26 protein-coding genes are annotated in these 26,970 nt (G+C 71.4%); 17 read left to right on the top strand and 9 right to left on the bottom strand.

The features are described from left to right. The first annotated feature begins 42 nt into the window (after positions 1 to 42). The 3 genes from ACK8N7_RS28110 to ACK8N7_RS28120 all read left to right on the top strand — a co-directional run bounded on the left by ACK8N7_RS28110 (position 43) and on the right by ACK8N7_RS28120 (position 3,257). Positions 43 to 984, top strand: a complete 942-nt coding sequence (locus ACK8N7_RS28110) for an RluA family pseudouridine synthase (protein WP_403208927.1) — start codon at positions 43 to 45, stop codon at positions 982 to 984. Beyond that, entirely contained in the window at positions 981 to 1,466 is a 486-nt protein-coding gene (locus ACK8N7_RS28115) for a GNAT family N-acetyltransferase (RefSeq protein WP_403208929.1), read from the top strand. The genes ACK8N7_RS28110 and ACK8N7_RS28115 overlap by 4 nt, the downstream gene beginning before the upstream one ends. Positions 1,467 to 1,670: 204 nt before the next feature. Next, a complete protein-coding gene (locus ACK8N7_RS28120) occupies positions 1,671 to 3,257 on the top strand; it encodes a Na+/H+ antiporter (RefSeq protein WP_403208931.1) in 1,587 nt (528 codons plus the stop codon). A gap of 48 nt (positions 3,258 to 3,305) precedes the next feature. Here the strand turns inward: ACK8N7_RS28120 and ACK8N7_RS28125 are convergent, their stop codons facing one another. After that, on the bottom strand, positions 3,306 to 4,457 hold the full coding sequence (locus ACK8N7_RS28125; RefSeq protein ID WP_403209093.1) for a mechanosensitive ion channel family protein: 1,152 nt from the start codon (positions 4,455 to 4,457) through the stop codon (positions 3,306 to 3,308). Positions 4,458 to 4,494: 37 nt separating this feature from the next. On the opposite strand from ACK8N7_RS28125, the gene ACK8N7_RS28130 reads away from it, so the two are divergent. After that, complete coding sequence (locus ACK8N7_RS28130; protein WP_015607981.1) at positions 4,495 to 5,073, top strand: dienelactone hydrolase family protein; 579 nt, start codon at positions 4,495 to 4,497, stop codon at positions 5,071 to 5,073. Positions 5,074 to 5,142: 69 nt separating this feature from the next. Here ACK8N7_RS28130 and ACK8N7_RS28135 read toward each other — a convergent pair whose 3' ends face one another. The 3 genes from ACK8N7_RS28135 to ACK8N7_RS28145 all read right to left on the bottom strand — a co-directional run bounded on the left by ACK8N7_RS28135 (position 5,143) and on the right by ACK8N7_RS28145 (position 8,156). After that, positions 5,143 to 5,958: a DsbA family protein gene (locus ACK8N7_RS28135; RefSeq protein ID WP_403208933.1), complete on the bottom strand. Its 816-nt coding sequence runs from the start codon at positions 5,956 to 5,958 to the stop codon at positions 5,143 to 5,145. A gap of 63 nt (positions 5,959 to 6,021) precedes the next feature. Further along, positions 6,022 to 6,750, bottom strand: a complete 729-nt coding sequence (locus tag ACK8N7_RS28140; RefSeq protein ID WP_500444457.1) for a hypothetical protein — start codon at positions 6,748 to 6,750, stop codon at positions 6,022 to 6,024. Positions 6,751 to 6,830: 80 nt separating this feature from the next. Continuing rightward, entirely contained in the window at positions 6,831 to 8,156 is a 1,326-nt protein-coding gene (locus ACK8N7_RS28145) for a DUF2252 domain-containing protein (protein WP_403208937.1), read from the bottom strand. 214 nt (positions 8,157 to 8,370) lie between these two features. On the opposite strand from ACK8N7_RS28145, the gene dnaE reads away from it, so the two are divergent. After that, on the top strand, positions 8,371 to 11,907 hold the full coding sequence (gene dnaE, locus ACK8N7_RS28150) for a DNA polymerase III subunit alpha (RefSeq protein ID WP_403208939.1): 3,537 nt from the start codon (positions 8,371 to 8,373) through the stop codon (positions 11,905 to 11,907). A gap of 109 nt (positions 11,908 to 12,016) precedes the next feature. On the opposite strand, the gene ACK8N7_RS28155 is transcribed toward dnaE, so the two are convergent. Continuing rightward, complete coding sequence (locus ACK8N7_RS28155) at positions 12,017 to 12,202, bottom strand: hypothetical protein (RefSeq protein WP_403208941.1); 186 nt, start codon at positions 12,200 to 12,202, stop codon at positions 12,017 to 12,019. A gap of 290 nt (positions 12,203 to 12,492) precedes the next feature. Here ACK8N7_RS28155 and ACK8N7_RS28160 point away from each other — a divergent pair, with 290 nt between their 5' ends. From ACK8N7_RS28160 to ACK8N7_RS28175, 4 genes are all read left to right on the top strand, one after another. Continuing rightward, positions 12,493 to 13,758, top strand: a complete 1,266-nt coding sequence (locus ACK8N7_RS28160; protein ID WP_403208943.1) for an NYN domain-containing protein — start codon at positions 12,493 to 12,495, stop codon at positions 13,756 to 13,758. A gap of 141 nt (positions 13,759 to 13,899) precedes the next feature. Continuing rightward, positions 13,900 to 14,883, top strand: coding sequence for an ABC transporter ATP-binding protein (locus ACK8N7_RS28165; RefSeq protein WP_403209095.1), 984 nt, complete (start codon positions 13,900 to 13,902; stop codon positions 14,881 to 14,883). 103 nt (positions 14,884 to 14,986) lie between these two features. Next, positions 14,987 to 15,832 (top strand): ABC transporter permease, encoded by an 846-nt coding sequence (locus ACK8N7_RS28170; protein WP_403208945.1) that lies wholly within the window; start codon positions 14,987 to 14,989, stop codon positions 15,830 to 15,832. Between the two features lie 60 nt (positions 15,833 to 15,892). Then, the gene (locus ACK8N7_RS28175) at positions 15,893 to 16,672 is read left to right on the top strand and encodes an ABC transporter permease (protein ID WP_403208947.1); all 780 of its coding nucleotides are present in this window, start codon (positions 15,893 to 15,895) and stop codon (positions 16,670 to 16,672) included. A 192-nt stretch (positions 16,673 to 16,864) separates the two neighbouring features. Here ACK8N7_RS28175 and ybaK read toward each other — a convergent pair whose 3' ends face one another. From ybaK to ACK8N7_RS28195, 4 genes are all read right to left on the bottom strand, one after another. Further along, positions 16,865 to 17,365 carry a Cys-tRNA(Pro) deacylase gene (ybaK, locus tag ACK8N7_RS28180; protein WP_500444458.1) on the bottom strand — a complete coding sequence of 167 codons (501 nt, stop codon included), beginning with the start codon at positions 17,363 to 17,365 and terminating at the stop codon, positions 16,865 to 16,867. A 17-nt stretch (positions 17,366 to 17,382) separates the two neighbouring features. Continuing rightward, positions 17,383 to 18,147 carry an LON peptidase substrate-binding domain-containing protein gene (locus tag ACK8N7_RS28185; RefSeq protein ID WP_403208951.1) on the bottom strand — a complete coding sequence of 255 codons (765 nt, stop codon included), beginning with the start codon at positions 18,145 to 18,147 and terminating at the stop codon, positions 17,383 to 17,385. 5 nt (positions 18,148 to 18,152) lie between these two features. After that, on the bottom strand, positions 18,153 to 19,193 hold the full coding sequence (locus ACK8N7_RS28190; protein ID WP_403208953.1) for a hypothetical protein: 1,041 nt from the start codon (positions 19,191 to 19,193) through the stop codon (positions 18,153 to 18,155). Positions 19,194 to 19,414: 221 nt separating this feature from the next. Further along, positions 19,415 to 21,016, bottom strand: a complete 1,602-nt coding sequence (locus tag ACK8N7_RS28195; RefSeq protein ID WP_403208955.1) for an oxidoreductase — start codon at positions 21,014 to 21,016, stop codon at positions 19,415 to 19,417. Between the two features lie 159 nt (positions 21,017 to 21,175). On the opposite strand from ACK8N7_RS28195, the gene hisD reads away from it, so the two are divergent. Genes hisD through hisF form a run of 8 tightly spaced genes read left to right on the top strand, consistent with a single transcriptional unit; the run spans position 21,176 to position 26,963 of the window. Beyond that, complete coding sequence (gene hisD / locus ACK8N7_RS28200; RefSeq protein ID WP_403208957.1) at positions 21,176 to 22,498, top strand: histidinol dehydrogenase; 1,323 nt, start codon at positions 21,176 to 21,178, stop codon at positions 22,496 to 22,498. Next, a complete protein-coding gene (locus ACK8N7_RS28205) occupies positions 22,495 to 23,667 on the top strand; it encodes a histidinol-phosphate transaminase (RefSeq protein ID WP_403208959.1) in 1,173 nt (390 codons plus the stop codon). The genes hisD and ACK8N7_RS28205 overlap by 4 nt, the downstream gene beginning before the upstream one ends. Beyond that, a complete protein-coding gene (gene hisB / locus ACK8N7_RS28210; RefSeq protein ID WP_015607963.1) occupies positions 23,664 to 24,260 on the top strand; it encodes an imidazoleglycerol-phosphate dehydratase HisB in 597 nt (198 codons plus the stop codon). The genes ACK8N7_RS28205 and hisB overlap by 4 nt, the downstream gene beginning before the upstream one ends. Further along, positions 24,257 to 24,424, top strand: coding sequence for a CG2302 family histidine operon protein (locus ACK8N7_RS28215; RefSeq protein WP_003969742.1), 168 nt, complete (start codon positions 24,257 to 24,259; stop codon positions 24,422 to 24,424). The genes hisB and ACK8N7_RS28215 overlap by 4 nt, the downstream gene beginning before the upstream one ends. A 10-nt stretch (positions 24,425 to 24,434) precedes the next feature. Continuing rightward, positions 24,435 to 25,076 carry an imidazole glycerol phosphate synthase subunit HisH gene (gene hisH, locus ACK8N7_RS28220; RefSeq protein ID WP_500444459.1) on the top strand — a complete coding sequence of 214 codons (642 nt, stop codon included), beginning with the start codon at positions 24,435 to 24,437 and terminating at the stop codon, positions 25,074 to 25,076. Then, the gene (priA, locus tag ACK8N7_RS28225; RefSeq protein ID WP_403208961.1) at positions 25,076 to 25,801 is read left to right on the top strand and encodes a bifunctional 1-(5-phosphoribosyl)-5-((5-phosphoribosylamino)methylideneamino)imidazole-4-carboxamide isomerase/phosphoribosylanthranilate isomerase PriA; all 726 of its coding nucleotides are present in this window, start codon (positions 25,076 to 25,078) and stop codon (positions 25,799 to 25,801) included. Before hisH ends, priA begins: the two co-directional genes overlap by 1 nt. Beyond that, positions 25,798 to 26,211 carry a RidA family protein gene (locus ACK8N7_RS28230; protein WP_403208963.1) on the top strand — a complete coding sequence of 138 codons (414 nt, stop codon included), beginning with the start codon at positions 25,798 to 25,800 and terminating at the stop codon, positions 26,209 to 26,211. The genes priA and ACK8N7_RS28230 overlap by 4 nt, the downstream gene beginning before the upstream one ends. Then, the gene (hisF, locus tag ACK8N7_RS28235; RefSeq protein ID WP_015607959.1) at positions 26,208 to 26,963 is read left to right on the top strand and encodes an imidazole glycerol phosphate synthase subunit HisF; all 756 of its coding nucleotides are present in this window, start codon (positions 26,208 to 26,210) and stop codon (positions 26,961 to 26,963) included. Before ACK8N7_RS28230 ends, hisF begins: the two co-directional genes overlap by 4 nt. The last annotated feature ends 7 nt before the right edge of the window (positions 26,964 to 26,970 follow it).

The following is a 26,970-nucleotide window of genomic DNA, read 5'->3' on the forward strand; positions in this document are numbered from 1 at the left end:
CGCCCGGCGCGGGGAGCGGCGGGCGCAAGGCATACTCGACAGGTGAGTACGCACCCCGAGATCCGCACCCTGCCCGTACCGGACGGCCTGGAAGGCGAGCGCGTCGACGCCGCCATCTCCAGGATGTTCGGTTTCTCCCGCACCAAGGCCGCCGAGCTGGCCGCTGCCGGGAAGGTCCAGGTGGACGGTTCGGTGGCCGGCAAGTCCGAGCGCGTGCACGGCGGCGCCTGGCTGGAGGTCGAGATGCCCCAGGCACCCGCCCCCGTCCAGGTGGTGGCCGAGCCCGTCGAGGGCATGGAGATCGTCCACGACGACGACGACATCGTGGTCATCATGAAGCCGGTCGGCGTCGCGGCCCACCCCAGCCCCGGCTGGACCGGCACCACCGTCATCGGCGGGCTCGCCGCCGCCGGGTACCGCATCTCGACGTCCGGCGCCGCCGAGCGCCAGGGCATCGTGCACCGCCTCGACGTCGGCACCTCCGGCCTGATGGTCGTCGCCAAGTCCGAGCGCGCCTACACCCTGCTCAAGGCCCAGTTCCGCGACCGGGTCGTCGACAAGAAGTACCACGCGCTCGTCCAGGGCCACCCGGACCCGATGAGCGGCACCATCGACGCCCCCATCGGGCGCCACCCCAACCACGACTACAAGTGGGCCGTCACCGCCGAGGGCAAGCCGTCGGTGACGCACTACGACCTGATCGAGGCGTACCGCGCCGCCAGCCTCCTGGACATCAAGCTGGAGACCGGCCGCACCCACCAGATCCGGGTCCACATGTCGGCCCACCGCCACCCCTGCGTCGGCGACCTGACGTACGGCGCCGACCCGACCCTGGCCAAGCGCCTCGGGCTGACCCGGCAGTGGCTGCACGCGGTGCGCCTGGGCTTCGAGCACCCGAGCGACGGCAGTTGGGTGGAGTTCTCCAGCACCTACCCGGCCGACCTCCAGCACGCCCTCGACACCATCTCCGCGGAGAGCCAGTGACCGCCGCTCCACCCCCGTGCACCACCCGCAGGGCGATCGAGGAGAGTGACCTGGCGGCCTGCTTCCAGGTGCGCAAGGAGGTCTTCGTCGGCGAGCAGAACGTGCCCGAGGAGATCGAGTACGACGCCTACGACCCGACCGCCGTGCACGTCCTGGCCGTTGCGGCGGACGGCACCGCGCTCGGTACGGGTCGGCTGCTGCACGGCGCCGACGCGGCAGGCAAGACCGGTGGCGACCTCACCGTCGGTTCGCTCGGCCGGCTCGCGGTGACGCGGCAGGCGCGTGGCCTCGGCGTCGGCGCGGCGCTGGTGCGCGCCATCGAGGACGAGGCGGTCCTGCTCGGCCTGGCCGCCGTGGACCTGCACGCACAGACCCACGCCCTCGGCTTCTACGAGCGGCTCGGATACGTCGTGTACGGCCCCGAGTTCCCGGACGCGGGCATTCCGCACCGGGCGATGCGACGGACGATCAAGCCTGCCTGATCGCCCGGCCCGATCACGGCCTCCGGGGGGTCCCGCCTCTCCCGTGCGCCGTGCGTGGCAGGGTGGAGGCCCGCTCGGCCGCCGTTCCGGCCGAGCTCCTGACGGCCCCTCACTCCGGCCGGACCCGTGGGCGCGGCAGGGCCGTGACCTGCGCTTCGGCCCGGTGTAAGGCCCGGAATCGCACGCTCCGGAAGGTGCCCCGCCGTGGATCAAATGGCCCTCCTGCTCCTGCTGCTGCTCGGAGCCGTGGTCACGGTGCCGCTCGGTGCCCGCCTGGGGCTGCCGGCACCGGTCCTGATGACGCTGGCCGGGGTCGCGATGGCGTTCGCGCCCTTCGTGCCGAACGTCGACATCCCGCCCGAGATCATCCTCCCGGCGCTGCTGCCGCCGCTGCTCTACGCCTCCGTGCAGCGCACCTCCTGGCGCCAGTTCGCCGCCAACAAGCGCCCGATCTTCCTGCTGGCCGTCGCCCTGGTCTTCGTCACCACGGCCGCCGTCGCCGCCGTAGCCAACTCGGTCGTGCCCGGGCTGCCGATCGCCGCCGCCGTCGCGCTGGGCGCACTCGTCGCCCCGCCCGACCCGGTCGCCGCGACCGCCGTCGCGGGCTCGGTCGGGCTGCCGCGCAGGCTCGTCTCGATCCTGGAGGGCGAGGGGCTCTTCAACGACGTCACCGCCATCGTGCTCTACCACGTGGCCATCGCCGCGGCGGTGAGCGGCAGCTTCTCGGTGCCCGAGGCCTTCGGACTGCTGATCCTCTCCGCCGTGGTCGCCATCGCCGTCGGCCTCGCGCTCGGCTGGCTCACCATCAAGCTCATGGGGATGCTGGGCGACGCCACCCTCCAGGTCGGGCTGAGCCTGCTGGTGCCCTTCGTGGCCTACGTCCTCGCCGAGGAGCTGATGGGCTCCGGTGTGCTCGCCGTCCTGACCATCGCGCTCTACCTCGCCGAGCACACCGCCGACGCCGACGACGTGCTCGGCAGGCTCACCGGACGTACCTTCTGGGAGATCGTCGACACCCTGGTCACCGGGGTGGCCTTCGGGCTGATCGGCCTGGAGCTGCACAGCGTGTTCGGCACCTCCGACGGGCGCGAGTTCGAGATGCTCGGCTGGGGGCTCGTGATCGTCGCGGTCGTCGTCGGGGTACGGCTGGCCTGGCTGCTGCCCGCCACCTGGCTCGCCAAGCGGCTGCACACCCGAAGGGACGTCAGCGAGGAGATCCCGACCAGCTGGCGGGAGACCGTCGTCATGTGGTGGGCCGGGATGCGCGGAGTGGCCTCCGTCGCGCTGGCGCTGGCGATCCCGCTGGAGACGGACGACGGGCAGCCCTTCCCCGGCCGCGACGAGATCATCTTCATCGCCTTCGCCGTGATCATGGCCACCCTCGTCTTCCAGGGGCTCACCCTGCCCTGGCTGGTCCGCAAGCTCGGCGTGCGCGCCGACGCCGACGCCGAGGAGGCCCTGGAGCGGCAGCTCGCCCTGCGCGCCGCCAAGGCCGCCAAGCACCGGCTCAAGGAGATCCAGGAGGTCGAGGAGTTCCCGGAGGAGGTCGTGGAGCGGCTCCAGAAGTCCGCGTACGACATCGGGGCCCGGATCAACCCGGAGATGGTCGACGAGGAGCGGCGCGAGGCGTATGCGAAGCGGGCCGAGCGGTTCAAGGCGGTCAGCCGCGTCCAGCGCGAGATGATGTCGGCCGCCCGCCACGAGGTGCTCTCCGCCCGCAACGAGCCCGGCTCCGACCCAGAGGTCGTGGACCGGGTGCTGCGCTACCTGGACTTCCGCTCCCTGCGCTGAGCACCCCGGAGCCCTCAGCCGTTCCCTGCGCCGAGCACCCCGGGGCCTTCAGCCGCGCCCGGTCCGGGGGGCCTTGGAACCGTCGAGTCCGGGGGAGGGGCCCGTCCCGTTCCGGCCGGGCCGGGTCTCCGCCCCCGTCAGGTCCGCCCACTGCTCGCCGGGCGGCAGCGTGGCGGGGGAGGTGGCGACCCTCGGCAGCGCGTACGGGTGGTGGTCGCGCAGCCAGCCGATCAGCTGCTCGCGCACCGCGCACCGCACCGTCCAGATGTCGTCCGCGTCCTTCGCCGTGACCACCGCCCGCACCTGGATCGTGGTCGGGGTCGTGTCGGTGACGGCGAGGGACCAGTCCCGGCCGTCCCAGGCGGCGATGTCACCGAGGATGTCCCGCAGCTTCTTGCGCATCGCGGCCACCGGCGCCGCGTGGTCGAGGTGGAAGAAGACCGTGCCGGTCATCTGGACCCCGCCGCGCGACCAGTTCTCGAACGGCTTGCTGGTGAAGTACGAGACCGGCATCGTGATCCGCCGCTCGTCCCAGGTCCGCACCGCCAGGAACGTCAGTGTGATCTCCTCGACGGTGCCCCACTCGCCGTCCACCACCACGGTGTCGCCGATCCGGACCATGTCGCCGAAGGCGATCTGGAGCCCGGCGAAGAGGTTGCCGAGAGTCGACTGGGCGGCCACACCGGCGACGATGCCGAGCACACCGGCCGAGGCCAGCATCGAGGTGCCGACCGCGCGCATCGCCGGGAACGTCAGCAGCATCGCCGCGATGGCGACCACCGTCACCACCGCTATGACGACCCGCTGGATCAGCGTCACCTGCGTACGGACCCGGCGCACCCGGGCCGGATCGCGGGTGGACGTCGCGTACCGCGCGTAACTCGACTCGACGACCGTCGCCGCGACCCTGACCACCAGCCACGCCGAGGCGCCGATCAGCACCAGCGAGAGGAGCTGGCCGATCCCGACCCGGTGCTCCCACACCCAGGCGATGCCCGACTGGCGGTAACTGCCGCGCAGCAGCGCGGTGATGATCACCACCTGCAGCGGTGGCCGGCAGCGCCGCAGCAGACCCCACAGGGGGGTCTCGTGGTGACGGCTGTCGGCCCTGCGCAGCAGCCGGTCGACCAGCCAGCCGACCAGCAGGGTGATCACCACGGAACCGCCGATGACGATCAGCGGGCGCAGCACGTTCTCCATCGCCTCGTCCTCCAAGCTTCTGGGCACAACTGGCACCATGGGCCTCATGAACATCATGCTTTTCCACTCGACCTACGGGCTCACGCCCGCAGTGCACGCCGCGGCCGCACGTCTGAGGGACGCCGGCCACGTGGTGCGCGTGCCCGATCTGTTCGAGGGGCACACCTTCGACACGGTGGAGGAGGGCATGGCCTTCAAGGAGGAGGTCGGCAAGGAGGAGCTGCTGAAGCGCGCCGTGCTGGCCGCGGCCCCCTACTCCGACCAGGGGCTCGTCTACGCCGGTTTCTCGCTCGGCGCGGCGACCGCGCAGACCCTGGCCCTGGGCGACGCGAAGGCGCGCGGGCTGCTGCTCCTCCACGGCACCTCGGACATCGCCGAGAACGCCACGGTGGACGAGCTTCCGGTCCAGCTGCACGTCGCGGACCCGGATCCCTTCGAGTCCCACGACTGGCTGAACAGCTGGTACCTCCAGATGCAGCGGACCGGCGCGGACGTGGAGATCTACCGCTACCCCGGGGCCGGCCACCTGTTCACCGACCCCGATCTGCACGACTACGACCAGGCGGCGGCCGAGCAGACCTGGAAGGTCGCGCTCGGCTTCCTCGCCACGCTGTAGCCGCGCACCCCGCACTTCGCAGCCGCGCCGGGCGGTCGGCCGTCCGCCCGGCCCGCAGCCGGGCAGGCGTTACGCCTTCAGCGCCTTGTCGACCGACGCCGTGAAGTCGGCCGCCGTCATCGGGGCGTTGTCGCTGCCCTCGCTGGTGACCTTCTTGCCGTCCATCTTCAGCGTCGGTGTGCCCTCCACACCGCTCTTGCCGAACGACTCGGACATCTTCATGGCCCAGGCGTCGTACGTACCGTCCTCGACGTCCTTCTGGAAGGCCTTGTTGTTCTTCAGCGCGTCCACCGAGTCGGCGACCTCGATGAGGAAGCTGTCCTTGGCGAACTTGTCGTCGCTCTCCTGCGGGTGGAACTTCGCGGAGTACAGCGCGGCCTTGTAGTCCATGAACGCCTCGGGGCTCACGTTCAGCGCGGCGCCGAGCGCGCTGAGGGCGTTCTTGGAGCCCTCACCGTTGTCGGTGCCGTCGATGAAGGTCGCTCCGATGTACTTGACCTTGTACTTGCCGGCCTCGACGTCCTTCGCGAGGGTCTCGCCGACGCCCTGCTCGAACGTGGCGCAGACCGGGCAGCGGGAGTCCTCGTACAGCTCCAGGGTCTTCTTGGCGTCGGACTTGCCGATCACCACAGTGGTGCCGTCGGTGCCCGAGGTGTTCTTCGGCGCGCTGACGTTCTTCGCGTCGGCGGCGGCCTCCCAGGCGTCCGGCTTGTTCAGCTGCATCACGCCGTAGCTGATACCGCCGACGACGGCGAGGGCGGCGACCACCGAGACGGCGACGACGACCTGCTTGCGGGTCCGGTCCTTCTTGGCCTGGGCCTCGCGCTCGGCGCGCAGCCGGTCACGGGCCGCTGCCTTGTTCTGCTGGGTGTTGCGCTTGCTCATGATCGTTCTCCGTGGATGCGTGGGGAGCGGAAGGGGTGCTGCTCGGCGTCGGCCGTCCTGCCCTCAGGCAGCGGCGTACGCGGTGAGCGGCGGCCCCCTCCGTCCCACGGAGTGCACGGGGAAGCGGGCCGGGAACAGCGGGTGCGCACGCCCGGCGGTCCGGGGGAGACGGAGAGCGGACCGGACGCTCCCGCCCACCACGGCGACCGCGGTGAGCAGCGGCCGGAACGCCACCAGGGCCGCCGTGCGCAGCAGCCGCGCCAGCGCCGCCTCTCCGCGCCGCAGCCAGAGGGCGGCGAGCAGCCCGACGGTCACATGGGCGGCGAGCAGCAGCCACGGCACGGCGGGTCCGGGCTGCGCCAGCAGGGCCGCCGCGCGGTCGCCCGCACCGGTCACCCCGGCGAGCGGGGTACCCACCGTGCCGACGCCCGCGAGCCGGGCACCGGTCGCACCGACCTCGCCGCCCCCGCAGAGCACATCGAAGCCCACCGAGCGCAGGGGGCCCGCGATGGGGCCGCCGGCCGCCCCGTAACAGAGGTGCTGGCCGGTGGTGAAGAGTGTGTCGGCGGCCAGCTCCAGCGGGACGAGCAGCCCCGCGATCGAGCCGAAGCCGCGCTCCCGGCCGGCCAGCGCGTACGCCACGGTGAAGACGACCGCCGCGAGCAGCGCGACCGCGGTCAGCGGCAGCGGGGCCCCGGAGAGCAGCACATGGGACGCGGTGGACAGGATGACGACGAGCGCGGTGAAAAGCGCCGCGCGCGCCACCCTGATCTGCGTACCTGAGATGTCCATCGCCGGAAAGTGTGTCATGTGCTGAGGTAGGAAGACCTTAAAAGAGGCTGAGAGTCACAGTCCCCCTTCAGGCGCGGGGCCTACAGACCCGGGATCCGGCCGTTGCGGAAGAGGTCCACGAAGATCTGGTGGTCCGCCCGTGCCCGGGCCCCGTAGCTGTGGGCGAAGTCGACCAGCAGCTCGCCGAAGCCCTCCTCGTCGGCCGCGATGGCCGCGTCGATGGCCCGCTCCGTGGAGAACGGCACCAGCGAGTGCCCGCTCTCGTCGTCCGCCGCCGCGTGCATGGTGGCGGTCGCCCGGCCCAGATCGGCGACGACCGTCGCGATCTCGTCCACCTCGTCGATCTCGGACCAGTCCAGATCGACCGCGTACGGCGAGACCTCGGCGACCAGCTGGCCCGCGCCGTCCAGCTCGGTCCAGCCCAGCCACGGGTCGGCGTGCGCCTGGAGCGCGCGCTGCGAGATCACCGTGCGGTGCCCCTCGTGCTGGAAGTAGTCCCGCACGGCGGCGTCCGTGATGTGCCGGGAGACCGCCGGGGTCTGCGCCTGCTTGAGGTAGATCACCACATCGTTCTCCAGGGCGTCGCTGTTGCCCTCCAGAAGGATGTTGTACGAGGGCAGCCCGGCGGAGCCGATGCCGATGCCCCGGCGGCCCACCACGTCCTTGACCCGGTAGGAGTCGGGGTGGGTCAGGCTCGACTCCGGCAGCGTCTCCAGATAGCCGTCGAAGGCGGCCAGCACCTTGTACCGCGTGGCGGCGTCCAGGTCGATCGCGCCGCCGCCGTCCGCGAACCGGCGCTCGAAGTCGCGGATCACCGTCATCGAGTCCAGCAGCGAGAAGCGGGTCAGCGACCGGGCGGCGCGCAGCGCGTCCAGCAGCGGGCCGTCCGCCGTGTCCAGCGTGAAGGGCGGCACCTCGTCGTTCTTCGCGCCCGTCGCCAGCGCGTGGATCCGCTCCCGGTAGGCGGCGGCGAAGATCCGGACCAGGTCGGTGATCTGCTCGTCGCTCAGCGCCTTGGCGTACCCGATCAGCGCCACGGAGGCGGCGAACCGCTTCAGGTCCCAGGTGAAGGGGCCCACGTACGCCTCGTCGAAGTCGTTGACGTTGAAGACGAGGCGGCCGTTGGCGTCCATGTAGGTGCCGAAATTCTCCGCGTGCAGATCACCGTGGATCCAGACCCGGCCGGTCCGCTCGTCCAGATACGGGCCGCCGCGCTGCTCACGCTCCAGGTCGCTGTAGAACAGGCCGGCCGTGCCCCGGTAGAAGGCGAAGGCCGAGCCCGCCATCTTGCGGAACTTGACCCGGAAAGCGGCCGGATCGGCGGCCAGCAGCTCCCCGAAGGCGGTGTCGAAAACGGCGAGAATCTGCTCCCCGCGCTGCGCTGCGCCGGTCTGCGTTTCCGACATTTCTTGCTGCCTCCTGCGGTAGCCGGCGTGCCTGGCCGGGCTTGGGTCCGCTCGACTCCGAGCGTGACTGAGTGCATGACAAAACGGGCACGTGTCCCGCCTTCTCCAACGCTCGGCGGAAGCCGGGAGTGCCCGTCGTCCGACTCCATCACGTCGTAGACTTCCACGCTGTCCCCCCGTCCGTCATCGCCCGACTTCCCGGAGGCCCGACGCCGTGACCAAGCCGCCCTTCACGCACCTGCACGTTCACACCCAGTACTCGCTGCTGGACGGTGCGGCGCGGCTCAAGGACATGTTCGAGGCGTGCAACGAGATGGGCATGTCGCACATCGCGATGACGGACCACGGCAACCTGCACGGGGCCTACGACTTCTTCCACTCGGCGACCAAGGCCGGGGTCACACCGATCATCGGCATCGAGGCGTACGTCGCCCCGGAGTCGCGCAAACACAAGCGCAAGGTGCAGTGGGGACAGCCACACCAGAAGCGCGACGATGTGTCCGGATCCGGTGGGTACACCCACAAGACGATCTGGGCCTCGAACAAGACCGGGCTGCACAACCTCTTCCGGCTCTCCTCGGACGCGTACGCCGAGGGCTGGCTCCAGAAGTGGCCCCGGATGGACAGGGAGACCATCTCCCAGTGGTCCGAGGGCCTGATCGCCTCCACCGGCTGCCCCTCGGGCGAGGTACAGACCCGGCTGCGGCTCGGCCAGTTCGACGAGGCGGTGCAGGCGGCCTCCGACTACAAGGACATCTTCGGCGAGGGCAGGTACTTCCTGGAGCTGATGGACCACGGCATCGAGATCGAGCGCCGGGTCCGCGACGGGCTGCTGGAGATCGGCAAGAAGCTGGACATCCCGCCGCTCGTCACCAACGACTCCCACTACACGTACGCCCACGAGGCCACCGCCCACGACGCCCTGCTCTGCATCCAGACCGGCAAGAACCTCTCCGACCCGGACCGCTTCCGCTTCGACGGCACCGGCTACTACCTGAAGACGACGGACGAGATGTACGCCGTCGACTCCTCCGACGCCTGGCAGCAGGGGTGCGCCAACACCCTCCTGGTCGCCCAGCAGATCGACACCACCGGCATGTTCGAGGCGAAGAACCTCATGCCGAAGTTCGAGATCCCGGACGGCTTCACGGAGATCACCTGGTTCCAGGAGGAGGTCCGGGTCGGCATGGGCCGCCGCTTCCCGAACGGCGTCCCCGAGGACCGGCAGAAGCAGGTCGAGTACGAGATGGACATCATCATCCAGATGGGGTTCCCGGGGTACTTCCTCGTCGTCGCCGACTTCATCATGTGGGCCAAGAACAACGGCATCGCGGTCGGCCCCGGCCGTGGTTCGGCGGCCGGTTCGATCGTGTCGTACGCGATGGGCATCACCGACCTCGACCCGATCGAGCACGGACTGATCTTCGAGCGGTTCCTCAACCCCGAGCGCGTCTCCATGCCCGATGTCGACATCGACTTCGACGAGCGCCGGCGCGTCGAGGTGATCCGGTACGTGACCGAGAAGTACGGCGCCGACAAGGTCGCCATGATCGGCACCTACGGCAAGATCAAGGCGAAGAACGCCATCAAGGACTCGGCCCGCGTGCTGGGCTACCCGTACGCCATGGGCGACCGCCTCACCAAGGCGATGCCCGCCGACGTCCTCGGCAAGGGCATCGACCTCAACGGCATCACCGACCCCAAGCACCCGCGCTACAGCGAGGCGGGCGAGATCCGGGGGATGTACGAGAGCGAGCCGGACGTCAAGAAGGTCATCGACACCGCGAAGGGCGTCGAGGGCCTGGTCCGGCAGATGGGCGTGCACGCCGCCGGCGTCATCATGTCCAGCGAGCCCATCGTCGACCACGCACCCGTCTGGGTCCGGCACACCGACGGTGTCACCATCACGCAGTGGGACTACCCGCAGTGCGAGTCGCTCGGCCTGCTGAAGATGGACTTCCTCGGCCTGCGCAACCTGACGATCATGGACGACGCCATCAAGATGGTGAAGTCCAACAAGGGCATCGACCTGGAGATGCTCTCCCTGCCGCTGGACGACCCCAAGACGTACGAACTGCTCTGCCGCGGTGACACGCTCGGCGTCTTCCAGTTCGACGGCGGGCCGATGCGCTCCCTGCTGCGCCAGATGCAGCCCGACAACTTCGAGGACATCTCCGCCGTCTCGGCCCTCTACCGGCCGGGCCCGATGGGCATGAACTCGCACACGAACTACGCCGAGCGCAAGAACGGCCGCCAGGAGATCACCCCGATCCACCCGGAGCTGGAGGAGCCCCTCAAGGAGGTCCTCGGCCTCACCTACGGTCTGATCGTCTACCAGGAGCAGGTCCAGAAGGCCGCCCAGATCGTCGCCGGGTACTCCCTCGGCGAGGCCGACATCCTGCGCCGCGTGATGGGCAAGAAGAAGCCCGACGAGCTGGCGAAGAACTTCGTGCTCTTCGAGGCCGGTGCCAAGAAGAACGGCTTCTCCGACGCCGCGATCAAGGCGCTGTGGGACGTGCTGGTCCCGTTCGCCGGGTACGCCTTCAACAAGGCGCACTCCTCCGCGTACGGCCTGGTCACCTACTGGACCGGCTACCTCAAGGCGAACTACCCCGCCGAGTACATGGCCGCCCTGCTGACCTCGGTCAAGGACGACAAGGACAAGTCCGCGGTCTACCTCAACGAGTGCCGCCGCATGGGCATCAAGGTGCTGCCGCCCAACGTCAACGAGTCGCTGTCCAACTTCGCGGCCCAGGGCGACGAAGTGATCCTCTTCGGCCTGACCGCCATCCGCAACGTCGGCCAGAACGTCGTGGACTCGATCATCCGGTCCCGCAAGGCCAAGGGGAAGTACAGCAGTTTCCCCGACTTCCTCGACAAGGTCGAGGCGGTCGTCTGCAACAAGCGCACCGTCGAATCACTGATCAAGGCCGGCGCCTTCGACGAGATGGGCCACACCCGCAAGGGCCTCGTCGCCCACCACGAGCCGATGATCGACAACGTGGTGCAGGTCAAGCGCAAGGAGGCCGAGGGGCAGTTCGACCTCTTCGGGGGCGGCGAGGAGGAGAGCGGCGAGCCGGGATTCGGGCTCGACGTGGAGTTCTCCGACCTGGAGTGGGAGAAGTCCTACCTGCTCGCCCAGGAGCGGGAGATGCTCGGCCTGTACGTCTCCGACCACCCGCTGTTCGGTCTGGAGCACGTGCTGTCCGACAAGGCCGACTCCTCGATCTCCCAGCTCATGAGCGGGGACTACGGGGACGGCGCCATCGTCACCGTCGGCGGCATCATCTCCGGCCTCCAGCGCAAGATGACCAAGCAGGGCAACGCCTGGGCCATCGCCACCGTGGAGGACCTGGCGGGCTCCATCGAGTGCATGTTCTTCCCCGCCACCTACCAGCTGGTCTCCACCCAGCTAGTCGAGGACACCGTCGTCTTCGTCAAGGGGCGGCTCGACAAGCGCGAGGACGTGCCCCGGCTGGTCGCGATGGAGATGCAGGTGCCCGACATCTCCAACGCCGGGACCAACGCACCCGTCATCCTCACCATCCCCACCGTGAAGATCACCCCGCCGATGGTCACCCGGCTCGGCGAGGTGCTCAGCCACCACCGGGGCGACACCGAGGTACGGATCAAGCTCCAGGGCCCCCGCAAGACGACCGTCCTGCGGCTCGACCGGCACCGGGTCAAGGCGGATTCGGCCCTCTTCGGCGATCTGAAGGTGCTGCTCGGCCCGGCCTGCCTGGCCGGCTGAGCCCGGAGGCACGACCGGCAGGGCACTGCACGACGAGAAGTACGACGAGAGGGGCGTCCCGCACAGTGCGGGACGCCCCTCTCGTGCATGACCGCGAGCGGCCGACGCGTCAGTTGTGACCGAAGCGCCGCTGGTGCTTGCGCGCCACGTCCGACGGGCTGCCCTGCGACTGCGACTGCGACTGCGGCTGGGTCTGCGACTCGAACGCCGTCGACTTCGCCTGCTCCGAACCACGCTCCGATTCGGACGCGCGATCGTGCTGGCTGCCCTGCTTGCGGTTCTTGTTCTTGGCCATGGTGAATGCCTCCTGTGGGGAATCCTGGGGGGCCAGGACCGTTGCCAGATTCACATAGCGCCGCAAACAGTGCATGTTGGATCATTACCGTGCGTAGTGGTATCCGCAGTGACCTTGCCCCGCGCACCCGCCCCAGACCTTTTCCAGCCCTTTCCCGATTCGCCACGCCGATGATCGAGTTCCGGCCGTTAACCCTTGCGTGGTCGGGCAGACTCGAAGGAAACCCTGGGTAAGCGGACCCGGCCATCGAGGGACGGGCCGCTGAACCGTTCCCGAATTCCTGGAAGAGGGTGGAACGCGTGGACCGTTGCGTCGTCCTGGTGGACGCCGGCTACTTGCTGGGCGCAGCCGCGAGCCTGCTGGCCGGAGAGCCCGCCCGGTCCCGCATCACCGTCGACCACGCGGCCCTCATCCAGGGGCTGCGCGAGAGGGCCGAAGCCGATACGCAGCAGCCGCTGCTGCGGATCTACTGGTTCGACGGCGCCCCCGACCGGGTACCCCAGCCCGAGCACCGCAGGCTCCGGGTGATTTCCCGGGTGACCGTACGGCTGGGAGCCCTGACCCGCAGCGACGGACGCTGGGCCCAGAAGGGCGTGGACGCCGCCATGCACGCCGAGCTCACCGAACTGGCCAGGAACCGGGCCTGTTCCGATGTGGTCCTGGTGACCGGGGACGGCGATCTGCTGCCCGGACTGATGTCCGCCAAGGAGCACGGGGTCGCCGTCCACCTGTGGGCCGTCCAAGCGGCCGACGGCGACTACAACCAGTCCGAGGACCTCGTCGCCGAGGCGGACGAACGGCGCGTGCTCGACCGGGCCTGGATCACCAAGGCCGTACGGGCCAAGGACACCGGCGGCAGCTGCCCCCCGCCGCCCGCCCCGCGCCCCGAGATCGCCGCCATCCTCTCCGCCCCGCTGCCGGAGGCCGCCCTCGCCGCCTCCGCCGAACGGGCCTCCGAGGCCCAGGCCGCCGCCGCCCGCAACGGCCCCCCGGCGCCCCCCGACACCGGCCCCTCCGACGACACCCCGCCCACGCCCGGCCACAAGGGCGTCCCCACCCCCAAGGACCTCGCCGCACTCCGCGCCCACAGCACCCATCCGGACCGGACGGCCGCCCAGGCCGCGCAGCCCGCCAACGCCACCCTGCGCTGGTCCTCCGACCGGGGCTGGGTGGAGCGCGGCGGCCCCCTCGGCGAGCCGGCCGAGACCGCGTCCCTGCCGACCCTCGCCCAGCTCACCAGCGCCGAACAGCGCTGGGCCGACCGGGAGGAGGACATCACCACCGTCGGCGGCGACCCCTTCGAAGTGGGCCAGGTCTTCGCCCGGCGCTGGATGGAACGGCTCCCGGAAACCGTCCACCTGCAGAAGCTCTCCACCATGTACCCGCGCATCCCGCACCGCATCGACGGCGAACTCCTGCGGTACGCGGCCCGCTTCGGACTCCTCGCCCACAAGGACGACCAGATCGACGAGCACGACCGCTACGCGATCCGGGCGGGATTCTGGCGCGAGATCGATGTGCGCGCTGCGGCCGAGCACGTACCGGTGGCGGAGTAGGGGCGCGGCGGCGCGTGGCCCGCCGATCGTGCCGGGCTCCGCGACCCATGGCGGCCCCGGACGCAAACCGGGGCGTGTGACCCCGTACCCTCGTACCTCGTGAGTACGGGCACAGCACAGGCGCAGAGCGACACCGGCACCGTGTGCGCGGTGCGTGACCTCGTCAAGACCCATCCCGCCGTCCGGGGCCGCCGAGGCACACCCGCCACACCCGAGGTGCGCGCCACCGACGGGATCAGCCTCGATGTCGAGCGCGGCGAGATCTTCGGCCTGCTCGGCCCCAACGGCGCCGGCAAGTCCACACTGGTCCGCCAGCTCACCGGGCTGATGCGCCCCGACTCCGGCTCCGTCGAAGTCCTCGGCCACGACCTCGTACGCCACCCCGAGCGGGCCTCCCGGCTGATCGGCTACCTCGGCCAGGAATCCACCGCCCTGGACGAACTGACGGTCTCCCTGGCCGCCGAGACCACCGGACGGCTGCGCGGGCTCCACGTCCGCGAGGCGCGCGCCGAACGCGATGCCGTACTGGAGGAGCTCGGCCTCACCGAACTGGCCGGGCGGCCCCTGAAGAAGCTCTCCGGCGGTCAGCGCAGGCTCGCCTGCTTCGCCGCCACGCTCGTCGGGGACCGGCCCGTGCTGGTCCTGGACGAGCCGACGACCGGCATGGACCCGGTGGCCCGCCGGGCCGTCTGGGCCGCCGTCGACCGCCGCCGGGCGGAGCGCGGCGCCACCGTCCTGCTGGTCACCCACAACGTCATCGAGGCCGAGACCGTCCTCGACCGGGTCGCCGTCCTCGAACGCGGCCGGGTCATCGCCTGCGACACCCCCTCCGGACTCAAGGAGAAGGTCGCCGGCGAGGTCCGCGTCGAGCTCATGTGGCGCGAGCGCGCCCCCCTGGACGTGCCGGAGGTCGCGGCGCTGCGCCCGTCCGCCCAGGAGTCCGGGCGGCGCTGGGTGCTGCGGCTGGGCCCCGACGAGGCCCGGGCCGCGGTCGCCGCGGTGACGGGCGGCGCTGCCTTCGCCGCGCTCGACGATTTCACCCTGGCCACACCCAGCCTGGAAGATGTGTACCTGGCGCTCGGGGGAGACGCGGCCAATGCGACCAAGGGGCTGGTGAAGGCGTGAGGATCCACGGACGCGGGGTGCGGGCTCTGAACGCCGCGCAGGCGGTGCACGTAATGGTGGGCGCGGTGGATGTGCTGGACGGGTGCAAGGAGAGCGGCCACAGGTGACGAGCATCATTCCGGCCAGGACCGCACCGTCGCGCGTCCGGCCCCTGCCCCGCCCCTCCGGCCCCGGCTCCGCCGCGCGGACCGTGCCCGCCCCTCTCGCGCCGCGCGCCCGGCTGCTGCCCTCGCTGGCCGCCGTCTACCGCGCCCAGCTCTCCCGGGCGCGGGTCGCCCGGATCCCGCTGCTCTTCGTGGCGACCTTCCAGTCCGTCGGGATCATGGTCCTGATGCGGGGCGTCGTCGACGGCGGGGCCGAGGCCCGTGCGGTGGTCGCCGGCTCCAGCGTGCTGGTCGTGGCGTTCGTCGCGCTCAACCTGCTCGCCCAGTACTTCGGCCAGCTGCGGGCCGGCGGCGGGCTCGACCACTACGCCACCCTGCCGGTGCCGCCCGCCGCGGTGGTGCTGGGGGCGGCGGGCGCGTACGCCTCGTTCACCGTGCCCGGCACGGTCTTCACGGCGATCACCGGGAGCGTGCTGTTCCAGCTCCCGATGACCCACCTGTGGATCCTGGTCGCCGTGATCCCGCTCTCCGGCGCCGCGCTGGCCGGTCTCGGGGCGGCCCTCGGGCTGCTCGCCCCGCGCCCGGAGCTGGCCACCCTGCTCGGGCAGCTGGGCATGTCCGCCGCCCTGCTGCTCGGGGTGCTGCCGGCCGACCGGCTGCCGGGGCCGGTGGGGTGGGCGCGTGACCTGTTGCCCTCGACGTACGGGGTCGAGGCGCTGGCCCGCTCCTTCGACGCCCGTCCGGACTGGGGCATGATCGGCTTCTTCCTCGCGATCTGCGCGGTGGTGGGGGTGCTGTCGCTGGCCGTGGCCACGTGGGCGTACCGGCGGGCCGCCGTACGGTAGGTGGCGCCGGTGGTGGGCCCCGTACGCACGGGTGCGGCATCCGGTGAGGCGCGGCACAGGGTGGCCTGGCACGATGGCACGGTGACCGCACCTCTGACGCCGCCTCACCAGCCGAACCCCCACGATCCGTGGCAGGCCCCGCCCTCGGGCTCCCACCTCGCGCCCTCGTTCGGCTCGCCCGACGACCCGGACACGGCGACGGAGCTCCGCCAGGCCGCGGTGGTCACCGTGCTCGTGGCGATCGCCGGTATCGCGCTCGGGCTGCTGTGGCTGTGGCTCGCGCCCCGGGTTCCCCTGGTCTCCGACGGCAGCGCCGTCTTCCTGCGGAACAGTGAGGGCGAGGAGGCGATCGGGGCGGACGGAACGTTTGTCCTGCTGGCGGTCGGGTTCGGCGTGCTGTCGGCGGCCGCGGTCTTCTGGCGGCTGCGGCGGGGCGGTGTCTTCGTGGTGGTGGGTCTCGCGCTGGGCGCGGTGCTCGGCTCGCTGCTGGCCTGGCGGGTGGGGGTCTGGCTCGGGCCGTCCTCCGACGTGGTGGCCCGCGCGCGGGAGGCGGGCAAGGGGGTCGTGTTCGATGCGCCGCTGGAGCTGCACGCGGTGGCGGTGGCGGTGCTGGTGTGGCCGTTCGTGGCGCTGGCCCTGCATCTGCTGCTGACCGCGGCGTTCGGGCCTCGGGACCCTGAGCCGGACTGGGCGGCGGGGGCGGGGTGGTCGTCGTATTACGGGGGGCCGGGGGAGGGGTCTGAGGGTGGGCCGGGTGGACCTGCTGGGCAGGGCGGGTCTGGCGGGACTGCTGGGCCTGGCGCGTCGCCTGTGCCGCCTGGGGGTTCGGGGGTGTCCTAGCGGTGCGGGTGGGGGCGCCTGCGGCGGGCTTCTCCCCTACCCATCCCCAAGCTCTCGACTTCGTTCGAGCAGGGGAGACCCCACTCTTCCCGAAACCGGGGCTCCGCCCCGGACCCCGCTCCTCAAGCGCCGGAGGGGCTGGAAGATCGGGGCGCTGCCCCGGGTCCCCTTTGTCCTCAAACGCCGGAGGGCCTACGCGTTCCGTCCGATCTCCGCGAAAACCGCCCCCGTCAGCTCCGCCAGGTCCGGCGCCGCCAGTTCGACCTCCAGGCCCCGGCGCCCCGCCGACACGCAGATCGTCGCGTGCGACCGCGCCGACGCGTCCAGCACCGTACGCAGGCGCTTGCGCTGGCCCAGGGGGGAGATGCCGCCCCGGACGTAGCCCGTCGTGCGTTCCGCCGCCGCCGGGTCCGCCATCGTGGCGCGTTTGCCGTTCACCGCGGCCGCCAGGGCCTTGAGGTCCAGGGAGCCGGCCACCGGGACGACCGCGACCGTCAGTTCGCCGTCGACCTCCGCGACCAGGGTCTTGAAGACCCGGTCGGGGGAGACGCCCAGGGCCTCGGCGGCCTCCTCGCCGTAGGAGGGGGAGGCCGGGTCGTGGTCGTAGGCGTGGACAGTGAAGGCGGTGCCCGCCGCGGTCAGGGCGACCGTGGCGGGGGTGCCGCCCGACTGCTTCTTCGGCTTCTTCGCCACCGGTGGGGAGTCCTTGTTCAGTTGGGGTGGGTGGGGGCGCGGGTCAGGTCCGGCGCGGGCAGCGAGGGCAGATGGCGGATGACCGCGGCCTCCCGGCGCAGCAGCGTCAGCTCCTCGCGCAGGCGGGTCGCGGTGTCCGGGGCCTGGAGCAGCCGCTGTTTGGTGGGGACGTCCAGGACGGTGGCCGCCGCGACCAGGTAGGAGACGACGGAGGGATCGTCGGGGAGTTCGGAGCCGGTGGCGAGGGAGCGTTCGCTCGCCCCGGCCAGGCGCTTCTGGTACGAGCGGAACGCCCGCAGGACGCCCTCCGCGAGGGCCCCGGCCTCGTCGGCCTCGTCCTCGGCGGGCGGCTCCTCGGCCACCTCCTCGACCTCGGCGCTCAGATACGGGCCGCTCGCGTCGACCGAGAGCAGCCTGACCCGGGTGGTGCCGGTGGCCAGGACCTCGAAGCTGCCGTCCGGGCGCTCGCGGATGGTCGCCGCGTCGGCGATGCAGCCGACCCGGTGGAAGGTCTGGATGGGGTCGGGGCCGAAGCCCTCGGCGGGGGCGCGCTCGGCGGGGGGTGCGGAGGCGACGGGGTCCGGCATGCCGGTGCCCGTCACCGCGGTCTCGCGGCCGTCGCGGATCGCGACCACGACGAAGCGGCGAGGTTCGTCCTCGTCGCTCTTCAGCAGCTCCCGCATCATGGCGCGATATCGCTCCTCGAAGACGTTGAGCGGCAGCACGAGGCCGGGGAACAGCACCGCGTTGAGCGGGAAAAGGGGAAGACGGGCGGTGGTCACAACGCTCAAGCGTAATGGCCGCGCGGACGTCCGCGGTCTGCGCGGCTGCGCAAGGGGGTCGCGGAGGCCACCTGGAGCCGTGCGCCGTCCCGTGCGTCGAGGAACCGGCCGAGGGCGTCGTCGGAGACCGAGGACCACGGGAACGACGTCGCGTGCTGCCCGATCAGCGTGAACTGGTCCAGCGCCTCGGCCCAGCGGCCGCGGGCGAGGAGCACGTACACGAGGAGGTTGCGGACCTCGGCGGGCCAGGGGTCGCCGGGCCGGTAGGCGGCCGACAGCCTGATGGCCGCGTCGGCCGCCGCGTCGATCCGCTCCTCCAGGACGGAGGTGGTCCGGCCCAGCGCCTGGGTGTCCAGGAGCAGGTCGAAGGCGGCCCGGACCGGGAGGGCCTGCACCAGGGAGTCGGGCAGGGAGTCCTCGGCGGCCCGCTCGGCGAAGTCGAAGCACTCGCGGTGCGAGCCGTACCAGGCGGCGGAGAGGTAGCGCAGCGCCGCCACATGGCAGCCGTAGTGGTGCGCGGAGCGCCGTATCGCCTGCTCCCACAGCGACTCGAAGACCGTGTGCGTGGCGTGGGTGCCCCGGGCGTGGTCCAGGGCGAGCCGCCAGGGAACCGGGTCGCGCGGGTCCGCCTCGGCGGCGGCGGTGATCATCGGGCCGACCTCGTGGAGCCGCTCCGCGCGGGCGGGCGACTCCCAGGCCCGGCGGACCGCGAGCTCCGCCTTGACCAGCAGGGCGTCGGGGTCGCGCGGGTCGGCGGCCAGCCAGTCGGTGAGCCAGCCGTCCCGGTGGCGGGCGAAGGTGACGAGCCGGCCGAGGTAGCGGTCGCGGTTCTCCCAGTCGGCGGAGGACCGCGTGGTGGCGAGCAGCTTGGCGGCCGGTTCGTGGTCGCCCAGGGCGGCGGCCACCAGCGCCGGGGAGAGCTGCTCATCGGGGGCGTCGAGCAGCACGGCGTCATCCGCGGGCAGTCCGGCGGACAGCGGAGGGCTGTGCCGGATCATGCGCGCGGTACTGAGCAGAGCACGAAGGAAGGCCATGGTGCAGACCATTGAAAAGCGCTGGTGAGGGCCGCGCCAGGGATGTGCTGTGAAGCTTCTGTGCCGAGTGAATGGGTTGTATCGGGCCGGGTCAAGAAAAGGCAAAGGAAACGTCCGGGGGTGGCTTGAACCTGACCTGCCCGTCACCTCGTCACTGCCGGCCCAGGAGCCCCGTCCCGCCCGCGGATACGCCGGTCCCGGGCGGCCGAACCCGGTTCCAGCTGCCCTTTCCGTCAGCCCCTGCGCAGCAGCCTGGAGGCTCCGGCGGCCACCGTCGTGGCCAGAACCCACCCCACCAGCACCAGACCGGCCGCGGCCCACTGCCAGCCGCCCTCCATCCGCCAGTAGCCGTCCTGGCCGAGGTTGATCACGGGGATCAGGAGGTCCAGCGCGTAGAGCGCGGGATTCCACAGCGGGGACTCGTCGTTCTTGATCGACGCCGGGTCGTACTGCGAGAACGCCGCCGTGCCCGCCGCCCACAGCACCGCCATCCACACCGCCGCCCGCCCCGGCCGGTACCCGTACGCCACCGTCCAGTCCTGGAGGAACCCCCACGCCTTCGCGGCCGGCGGCAGCGTCTCGCGGCGGCGGCGCTGCTTGGCCAGCAGCACCTCACGCGCGTCCGCGTCCTCGCCGCTGCCCCGCAGCACCGTCGCGAGCCGCTCGTACGGCTCGGGGACGTACTCCGGGGTCGCCGCCAGCACCCACTCCAGCCGCCGCGAGAGCGGGAAGTGGCCGTACGGGACGAGGTTCTCGTAGACGAAGCCGCCCATCGCGAGGCCGCCCGGGCCCGGCCAGCTCGTCGACAGGTCGATCAGGGTCACCACCTTCGCGCCGTTCAGCACGACCCGGCCCTCCTCGGGGCGCTCCGCGTTGAACCGCAGCTCCGGCGTGACGATCCGGCGCAGCGACAGCTCCTCCTGCCGGGTCATCGTGAACCGGGCCTTGTGCAGGTCCACCGCGTCCCCGAACCGCCCGTCGTCCAGCCGCACCCCGCCCTTGCACTCGAAGATCTGCGACCGGGTCCCGCGCGCCGGGGTCGGGGCGTAGACCACGCCGTACGGGGGAGTCGTGCCCTGGTTCCCGGTGTCGACGCTCACCCACGCCTCGGTCATGTAGAGCGTGCGCTCCACCGTCAGCTGCGGCGCGTTCAGTGCGCGGCGGTCCGCCGCGGCGCGCAGATGGCTGCCGCGCAGACTCAGCGAACCGCCCACCTTCGCCCCGCGCAGGCTCAGCTCCCCGTGCGTCTCGATCATCTCGGCCTGGAGGTCCTGCGCGACCGACATGCCGTCCCCGACGAAGGCCCGGCCGTGCCGGTCGGGCCCGGCGCTGAGCTGGTTGATCAGCAGGTCCGTGCCGATCTGGGCGTCGGTGAGCCGGATGCCCCGGTCGATCCGGCAGCGCGGCAGATGCAGATCGCCCTCCGTGTGCAGCCGGGCCGCCTCCAGCCGGGGCAGCAGACAGCCCACCATCCGCAACGTCGTGAAGTGACACTCCGGGAGCACCACCTCCTGCTCGAAGCGGCACCCCGTCAGCTCCACGTACGGAGAGACCCGGCCGCCCGCCAGGTCCAGCTTTCCGGTGATCCGCACCCCCCGGAGCTTGAGCGCGGCCACCCGGCCCGGTCTCGCCGGTGGCCCGCTCAGCAGCAGCCGCGCCACCGTCCGCGCACCGACACTCCGCTCGGGGCCCCACACATGCGGGGCGAACGGATCGTTGCGGGCGGAGTCGTAGGTGCGTAAGTCGTAGGTCGTCCCGTTGCGGAAGGACTGCCACATGCCCAGCTCCGCTGCGCTGAGGCCGTCCGGGATATCGCCTTCGTGCGGCTCGGTCACGGCCGCTCCCTCCGTGCACACATGCTGTAGTGCTGTTCTTCCCTCTGTGTGACGGTATGAAAGCTATCGGTCAGCAGTGACAGCGGGAGTTGGCCGAGACATGTATCAGCCAGTGATACGGGCGACCGGGCGTCCTGAGCGGTCTGCGAGAATTGCGGTGTGATCTCTCGAATCGATCTGCGCGGCGACGCCCTCCCCGAGGGTGCTGCCCTGCGCGACCTGCTGCCCCGTGCCGAGTTCGACGTTGAAGCCGCCCTGGAGACGGTGCGGCCCATCTGCGAGGACGTACGCCATCGTGGCTCCGCGGCAGTGATCGAGTGGGGCGAGAAGTTCGACGGTGTCCGGATCCCGTCGGTCCGGGTGCCTGCCGACGCCCTGACCCGGGCGCTCCAGGAGCTGGACCCGGCCGTCCGCGCGGCGCTCGAGGAGTCGATCCGCCGGGCCCGCCTCGTCCACCGCGAGCAGCGCCGCACCACGCACACCACCCAGGTCGTCCCCGGCGGCACCGTCACCGAGAAGTGGGTCCCCGTCGAGCGCGTCGGGCTCTACGTCCCCGGCGGCCGCTCGGTCTACCCCTCCTCCGTCGTGATGAACGTCGTCCCGGCCCAGGAGGCGGGCGTCGAGGGCATCGCCGTGGCCTCCCCGCCGCAGAAGGACTTCGACGGGCTGCCGCACCCCACGATCCTCGCCGCCTGCGCCCTGCTCGGCGTGGACGAGGTGTACGCGGCGGGCGGCGCCCAGGCCATCGCGATGTTCGCGTACGGCACCGAGGACTGCCTCCCGGTCAACCTGGTCACCGGCCCCGGCAACATCTACGTCGCCGCCGCCAAGCGCCTCCTCAAGGGCCGCATCGGCATCGACGCCGAGGCCGGGCCCACCGAGATCGCGATCCTCGCCGACGCCGGCGCCGACCCGGTGCACGTGGCCGCCGACCTGATCAGCCAGGCCGAGCACGACCCGATGGCCGCCGCCGTCCTGGTCACCGACTCCGCGGAGCTGGCCGCCGCCACCGAGGCCGAGCTGGCCCCGCAGGTCGCCGCCTCCAAGCACATCAAGGACCGCATCGAGCCCGCCCTGGCCGGCCGCCAGTCCGCGATCGTCCTGGTCTCCTCCATCGAGGACGGCCTCAAGGTCGTCGACGCGTACGGCGCCGAGCACCTGGAGATCCAGACCGCGGACGCCGCCGCCGTCGCCGACCGGGTCCGCAACGCCGGAGCGATCTTCGTCGGCCCCTGGTCGCCCGTCTCGCTCGGCGACTACTGCGCCGGCTCCAACCACGTCCTGCCCACCGGCGGCTGCGCCTGCCACTCCTCGGGCCTCTCCGTGCAGTCCTTCCTGCGCGGCATCCACATCGTCGACTACACCCGCGACGCGCTCGCCGAGGTCACCCACCATGTCGTGACCCTCGCCGAGGCGGAGGACCTCCCCGCCCACGGCGCAGCGCTCAAGGCAAGGTTCGGCTGGAAGGTTCCGCAGCAGTGACGAACGGCAGCACCACCCGCAACGCAGGGGACGCCGGGGACGGGCTCCCCGACCGCAAGGCCCTCAACCCCTGGGACGAGCTCCCCATCCGCGACGAACTCCGCGGCCAGTCCCCGTACGGCGCACCCCAGCTCGACGTCCCCGTACGCCTCAACACCAACGAGAACCCCTACCCGCTCCCCGAAGCCCTGGTCGACCGGATCGCCGAGCGGGTCCGCGAGGCCGCCCGCGGCCTCAACCGCTACCCCGACCGGGACGCCGTCGAGCTCCGCACCGAGCTGGCCCGCTACCTGAGCCGCACAGCGGGCCACCCGGTCACGGCGGCCCACGTGTGGGCCGCCAACGGCTCCAACGAGGTCCTCCAGCAGCTGCTCCAGACCTTCGGCGGGCCCGGCCGTACCGCGATCGGCTTCGAACCCTCGTACTCCATGCACGCCCTGATCTCCCGGGGCACCGGCACCGGCTGGATCTCCGGACCGCGCAACGACGACTTCACCATCGACGTGGCGGCCGCCCGCGCCGCCATCGCCGAGCACCGCCCCGAGGTCGTCTTCATCACCTCGCCCAACAACCCCACCGGCACCGCCGTCGACGCCGGCACCGTCCTCGCGCTGTACGACGCCGCCCAGGCCGCCGGGCCGTCGGTCGTCGTCGTGGACGAGGCGTACGGCGAGTTCAGTCACCACCCCTCGCTGCTCCCGCTCATCGAGGGCCGCCGCAACCTGATCGTCTCCCGGACTATGTCCAAGGCGTTCGGCGCCGCCGGACTGCGCCTGGGCTACCTCGCCGCCGACCCCGCCGTGGTCGGCGCGGTCCAGCTGGTGCGGCTGCCGTACCACCTCTCCTCCGTCACCCAGGCCACCGCGCTCGCCGCCCTGGAGCACACCGATACGCTGCTCGGGTATGTCGCGCAGCTCAAGAGCGAGCGCGACCGGCTGGTGGCCGAGCTGCGCGCCACCGGCTACGAGGTCACCGAGTCGGACGCCAACTTCGTCCAGTTCGGCCGCTTCGACGACAGCCACGCCGTCTGGCAGCAGATCCTCGACCGGGGCGTCCTGGTCCGGGACAACGGCGTACCGGGATGGCTGCGGGTCACCGCAGGAACCCCGGCAGAGAACGACGCGTTCCTCGATGCGGTACGCGAACTGAAGAAGGAGCACGACGCATGAGCCCCCGCGTAGGCCGCGTGGAACGCACCACGAAGGAAACATCCGTGCTGGTCGAGATCAACCTCGACGGCACCGGAAAGGTCGATGTCGCCACCGGGGTCGGCTTCTACGACCACATGCTCGACCAGCTCGGCCGCCACGGCCTCTTCGACCTCACGGTCAAGACCGAGGGCGACCTGCACATCGACAGCCACCACACCATCGAGGACACCGCCCTCGCCCTGGGCGCCGCCTTCAAGCAGGCCCTCGGCGACAAGGTCGGCATCTACCGCTTCGGCAACTGCACCGTCCCGCTGGACGAGTCGCTCGCCCAGGTCACCGTCGACCTCTCCGGCCGCCCCTACCTCGTGCACACCGAGCCCGAGAAGATGGCGCCGATGATCGGCGAGTACGACACGACGATGACCCGGCACATCCTGGAGTCCTTCGTCGCCCAGGCGCAGATCGCTCTGCACGTCCACGTGCCGTACGGGCGCAACGCCCACCACATCGTCGAGTGCCAGTTCAAGGCGCTCGCCCGCGCCCTGCGGTACGCCTCCGAGCACGACCCGCGCGCCGCCGGCATCCTGCCTTCCACGAAGGGCGCCCTGTGACCGGCCTCAACACCATCCTGATCGTCGTCGGCCTCTTCCTGGCCGGCGGCGTCTACTCCTTCGCCAAGCAGGGGATGCCCAAGGGCGTCATCGTGCTGCTGTCGATCGGCTCCGTGATGTGCCTGGTGGCGGGCATCCTGCGGATCCAGGGCCTGTGGGACTGAGGGGCACGCTGTGACTGACACGAAAAAGGTCGTGGTCTTCGACTACGGCTTCGGCAACGTCCGTTCCGCCGAGCGGGCCCTCGCCCACGTCGGCGCGGACGTCGAGATCACCCGCGACTACGACCGCGCGATGAACGCCGACGGGCTGCTCGTCCCCGGCGTCGGCGCCTTCTCCGCCTGCATGGACGGGCTGAAGCGCGCCCGCGGCGACTGGATCGTGGGCCGCAGGCTCTCCGGCGGCCGCCCCGTGATGGGCATCTGCGTCGGGATGCAGATCCTCTTCGAGCGCGGCATCGAGCACGGCGTGGAGACCGAGGGCCTGGACGAATGGCCCGGTACGGTCGGACCCCTGAAGGCCGACATCGTCCCGCACATGGGGTGGAACACCGTCGAGGCCCCCGAGGACTCCCGGCTCTTCGCGGGCCTGGACGCCGACGCGCGGTACTACTTCGTGCACTCCTACGCGGCGCACGACTGGTCCCTCGAAGTCACCAACGCCAAGATCCGTGCCCCCAAGGTCGCCTGGGCCACGCACGGCGAACGGTTCGTGGCGGCCGTGGAGAACGGCGCGCTGTGGGCCACCCAGTTCCACCCCGAGAAGTCCGGCGATGCCGGCGCCCAGCTGCTGACCAACTGGATCGAGACGCTGTAATGCCGAAGCTTGAACTGCTCCCCGCCGTCGATGTCCGTGACGGCCAGGCCGTCCGCCTCGTGCACGGCGAGTCCGGCTCCGAGACCTCCTACGGCTCCCCGCTGGAGGCCGCCCTCGCCTGGCAGAGCGCCGGCGCCGAGTGGCTGCACCTCGTCGACCTGGACGCCGCCTTCGGCACCGGTGACAACCGGGACCTGATCGCCGAGGTCACCGGGGCCATGGACATCAAGGTCGAGCTCTCCGGCGGCATCCGCGACGACGCCTCGCTCGCCGCCGCCCTCGCCACCGGCTGCCGCCGCGTCAACCTCGGCACCGCCGCCCTGGAGACCCCGGAGTGGGTCGCCAAGGTCATCGCCGAGCACGGCGACCAGATCGCCGTCGGCCTCGACGTCCGGGGCACCACCCTGCGCGGCCGAGGCTGGACCCGCGACGGCGGCGACCTCTACGAGACCCTGGCCCGCCTCGACGCCGAGGGCTGCGCCCGCTACGTCGTCACCGACATCGCCAAGGACGGCACCCTCGAGGGCCCCAACCTGGGCCTCCTGCGGGACGTCTGCGCCGTCACCGACCGCCCGGTCGTCGCCTCCGGCGGCGTCTCCTCGCTCGCCGACCTCCGCGCGATCTCCCTCCTCGTCCCCGAAGGCGTCGAGGGCGCGATCGTCGGCAAGGCGCTGTACGCGAAGGAGTTCACGCTGGAAGAGGCGCTCAAGGCGGTAGCCGCATGACGGAGCCCACTGCTTCGGCCTCCGTACGCCGGATCTCCACCGGCGCCCCCTGGGAGGACAAGTTCGGCTACTCCCGCGCCGTCGAGCTCCCCAACGGCCTCGTCCTGGTGGCCGGCTGCACCTCCGTGGTGAACGGCCAGATCGCCGGAGGCTCCCCGTACGAGCAGACGGTCACCTCCTTCGACGTCGCGTTCGCCGCGCTGGAGCAGGTGGGACTCGGCCGCGAGGACGTCGTCCGCACCCGGATGTACATCACGCACGCCCGGGACGTGGACGACGTCGGCCGCGCCCACAAGGAGCTGTTCGACGCCGTACGCCCCGCCGCCTCCATGATCATCGTGTCCGGGTTCGTCGACCCGAGCCTGGTCGTCGAGGTAGAGGTAGAGGCCTACCGGGGAGGCTCCCAGTGACTCTCGCCGTACGTGTCATCCCCTGCCTGGACGTCGACAACGGCCGGGTCGTCAAGGGCGTCAACTTCCAGAACCTGCGCGACGCGGGCGACCCCGTCGAGATGGCCAAGCTGTACGACGCCGAGGGCGCCGACGAGCTGACCTTCCTTGACATCACCGCCTCCAGCGGCGACCGCGAGACGACGTACGACGTGGTCCGCCGCACCGCCGAGCAGGTCTTCATCCCGCTCACCGTCGGCGGTGGCGTCCGCACCCCCGACGACGTCGACAAGCTGTTGCGCGCCGGAGCGGACAAGGTCGGCGTCAACACCGCCGCCATCGCCCGCCCCGACCTCATCCGCGAGATCGCCGAGCGCTTCGGACGCCAGGTCCTGGTGCTCTCCGTCGACGCCCGCCGCACCCCGGAGGGCACCTTCGAGGTCACCACGCACGGCGGCCGCAAGGGCACCGGCATCGACGCCGTCGAGTGGGCCCACCGGGCCGCCGAGCTGGGCGCGGGCGAGATCCTGCTCAACTCGATGGACGCGGACGGCACGAAGGACGGCTACGACACCGAGATGATCGAGGCGGTACGCAAGCACGTCACCGTCCCCGTCATCGCCTCCGGCGGCGCGGGCCGGCTCGCCGACTTCGCCCCGGCCATCGAAGCGGGCGCCGACGCGGTACTGGCCGCGTCCGTGTTCCACTTCGGCGACCTGCGGATCTCCGAGGTCAAGGGCGCGCTGAGGGAAGCGGGACACCCGGTCCGCTGAGCGGGTG

The organism is Streptomyces griseobrunneus (genome assembly GCF_046713465.1).
GTDB lineage: Bacteria > Actinomycetota > Actinomycetes > Streptomycetales > Streptomycetaceae > Streptomyces > Streptomyces microflavus.

Coding starts and splice junctions, on each gene's coding strand:
- ACK8N7_RS28125 (WP_403209093.1), bottom strand. CDS start 4,457: ATGGAGAACGTGCTGCGCCCGCTGATCGTCATCGGCGGTTCCGTGGTG.
- ACK8N7_RS28130 (WP_015607981.1), top strand. CDS start 4,495: ATGGGCCTCATGAACATCATGCTTTTCCACTCGACCTACGGGCTCACG.
- ACK8N7_RS28135 (WP_403208933.1), bottom strand. CDS start 5,958: ATGAGCAAGCGCAACACCCAGCAGAACAAGGCAGCGGCCCGTGACCGG.
- ACK8N7_RS28140 (WP_500444457.1), bottom strand. CDS start 6,750: ATGGACATCTCAGGTACGCAGATCAGGGTGGCGCGCGCGGCGCTTTTC.
- ACK8N7_RS28145 (WP_403208937.1), bottom strand. CDS start 8,156: ATGTCGGAAACGCAGACCGGCGCAGCGCAGCGCGGGGAGCAGATTCTC.
- ACK8N7_RS28155 (WP_403208941.1), bottom strand. CDS start 12,202: ATGGCCAAGAACAAGAACCGCAAGCAGGGCAGCCAGCACGATCGCGCG.
- ACK8N7_RS28190 (WP_403208953.1), bottom strand. CDS start 19,193: ATGGTCTGCACCATGGCCTTCCTTCGTGCTCTGCTCAGTACCGCGCGC.
- hisB (WP_015607963.1), top strand. CDS start 23,664: ATGAGCCCCCGCGTAGGCCGCGTGGAACGCACCACGAAGGAAACATCC.
- priA (WP_403208961.1), top strand. CDS start 25,076: ATGCCGAAGCTTGAACTGCTCCCCGCCGTCGATGTCCGTGACGGCCAG.
- ACK8N7_RS28230 (WP_403208963.1), top strand. CDS start 25,798: ATGACGGAGCCCACTGCTTCGGCCTCCGTACGCCGGATCTCCACCGGC.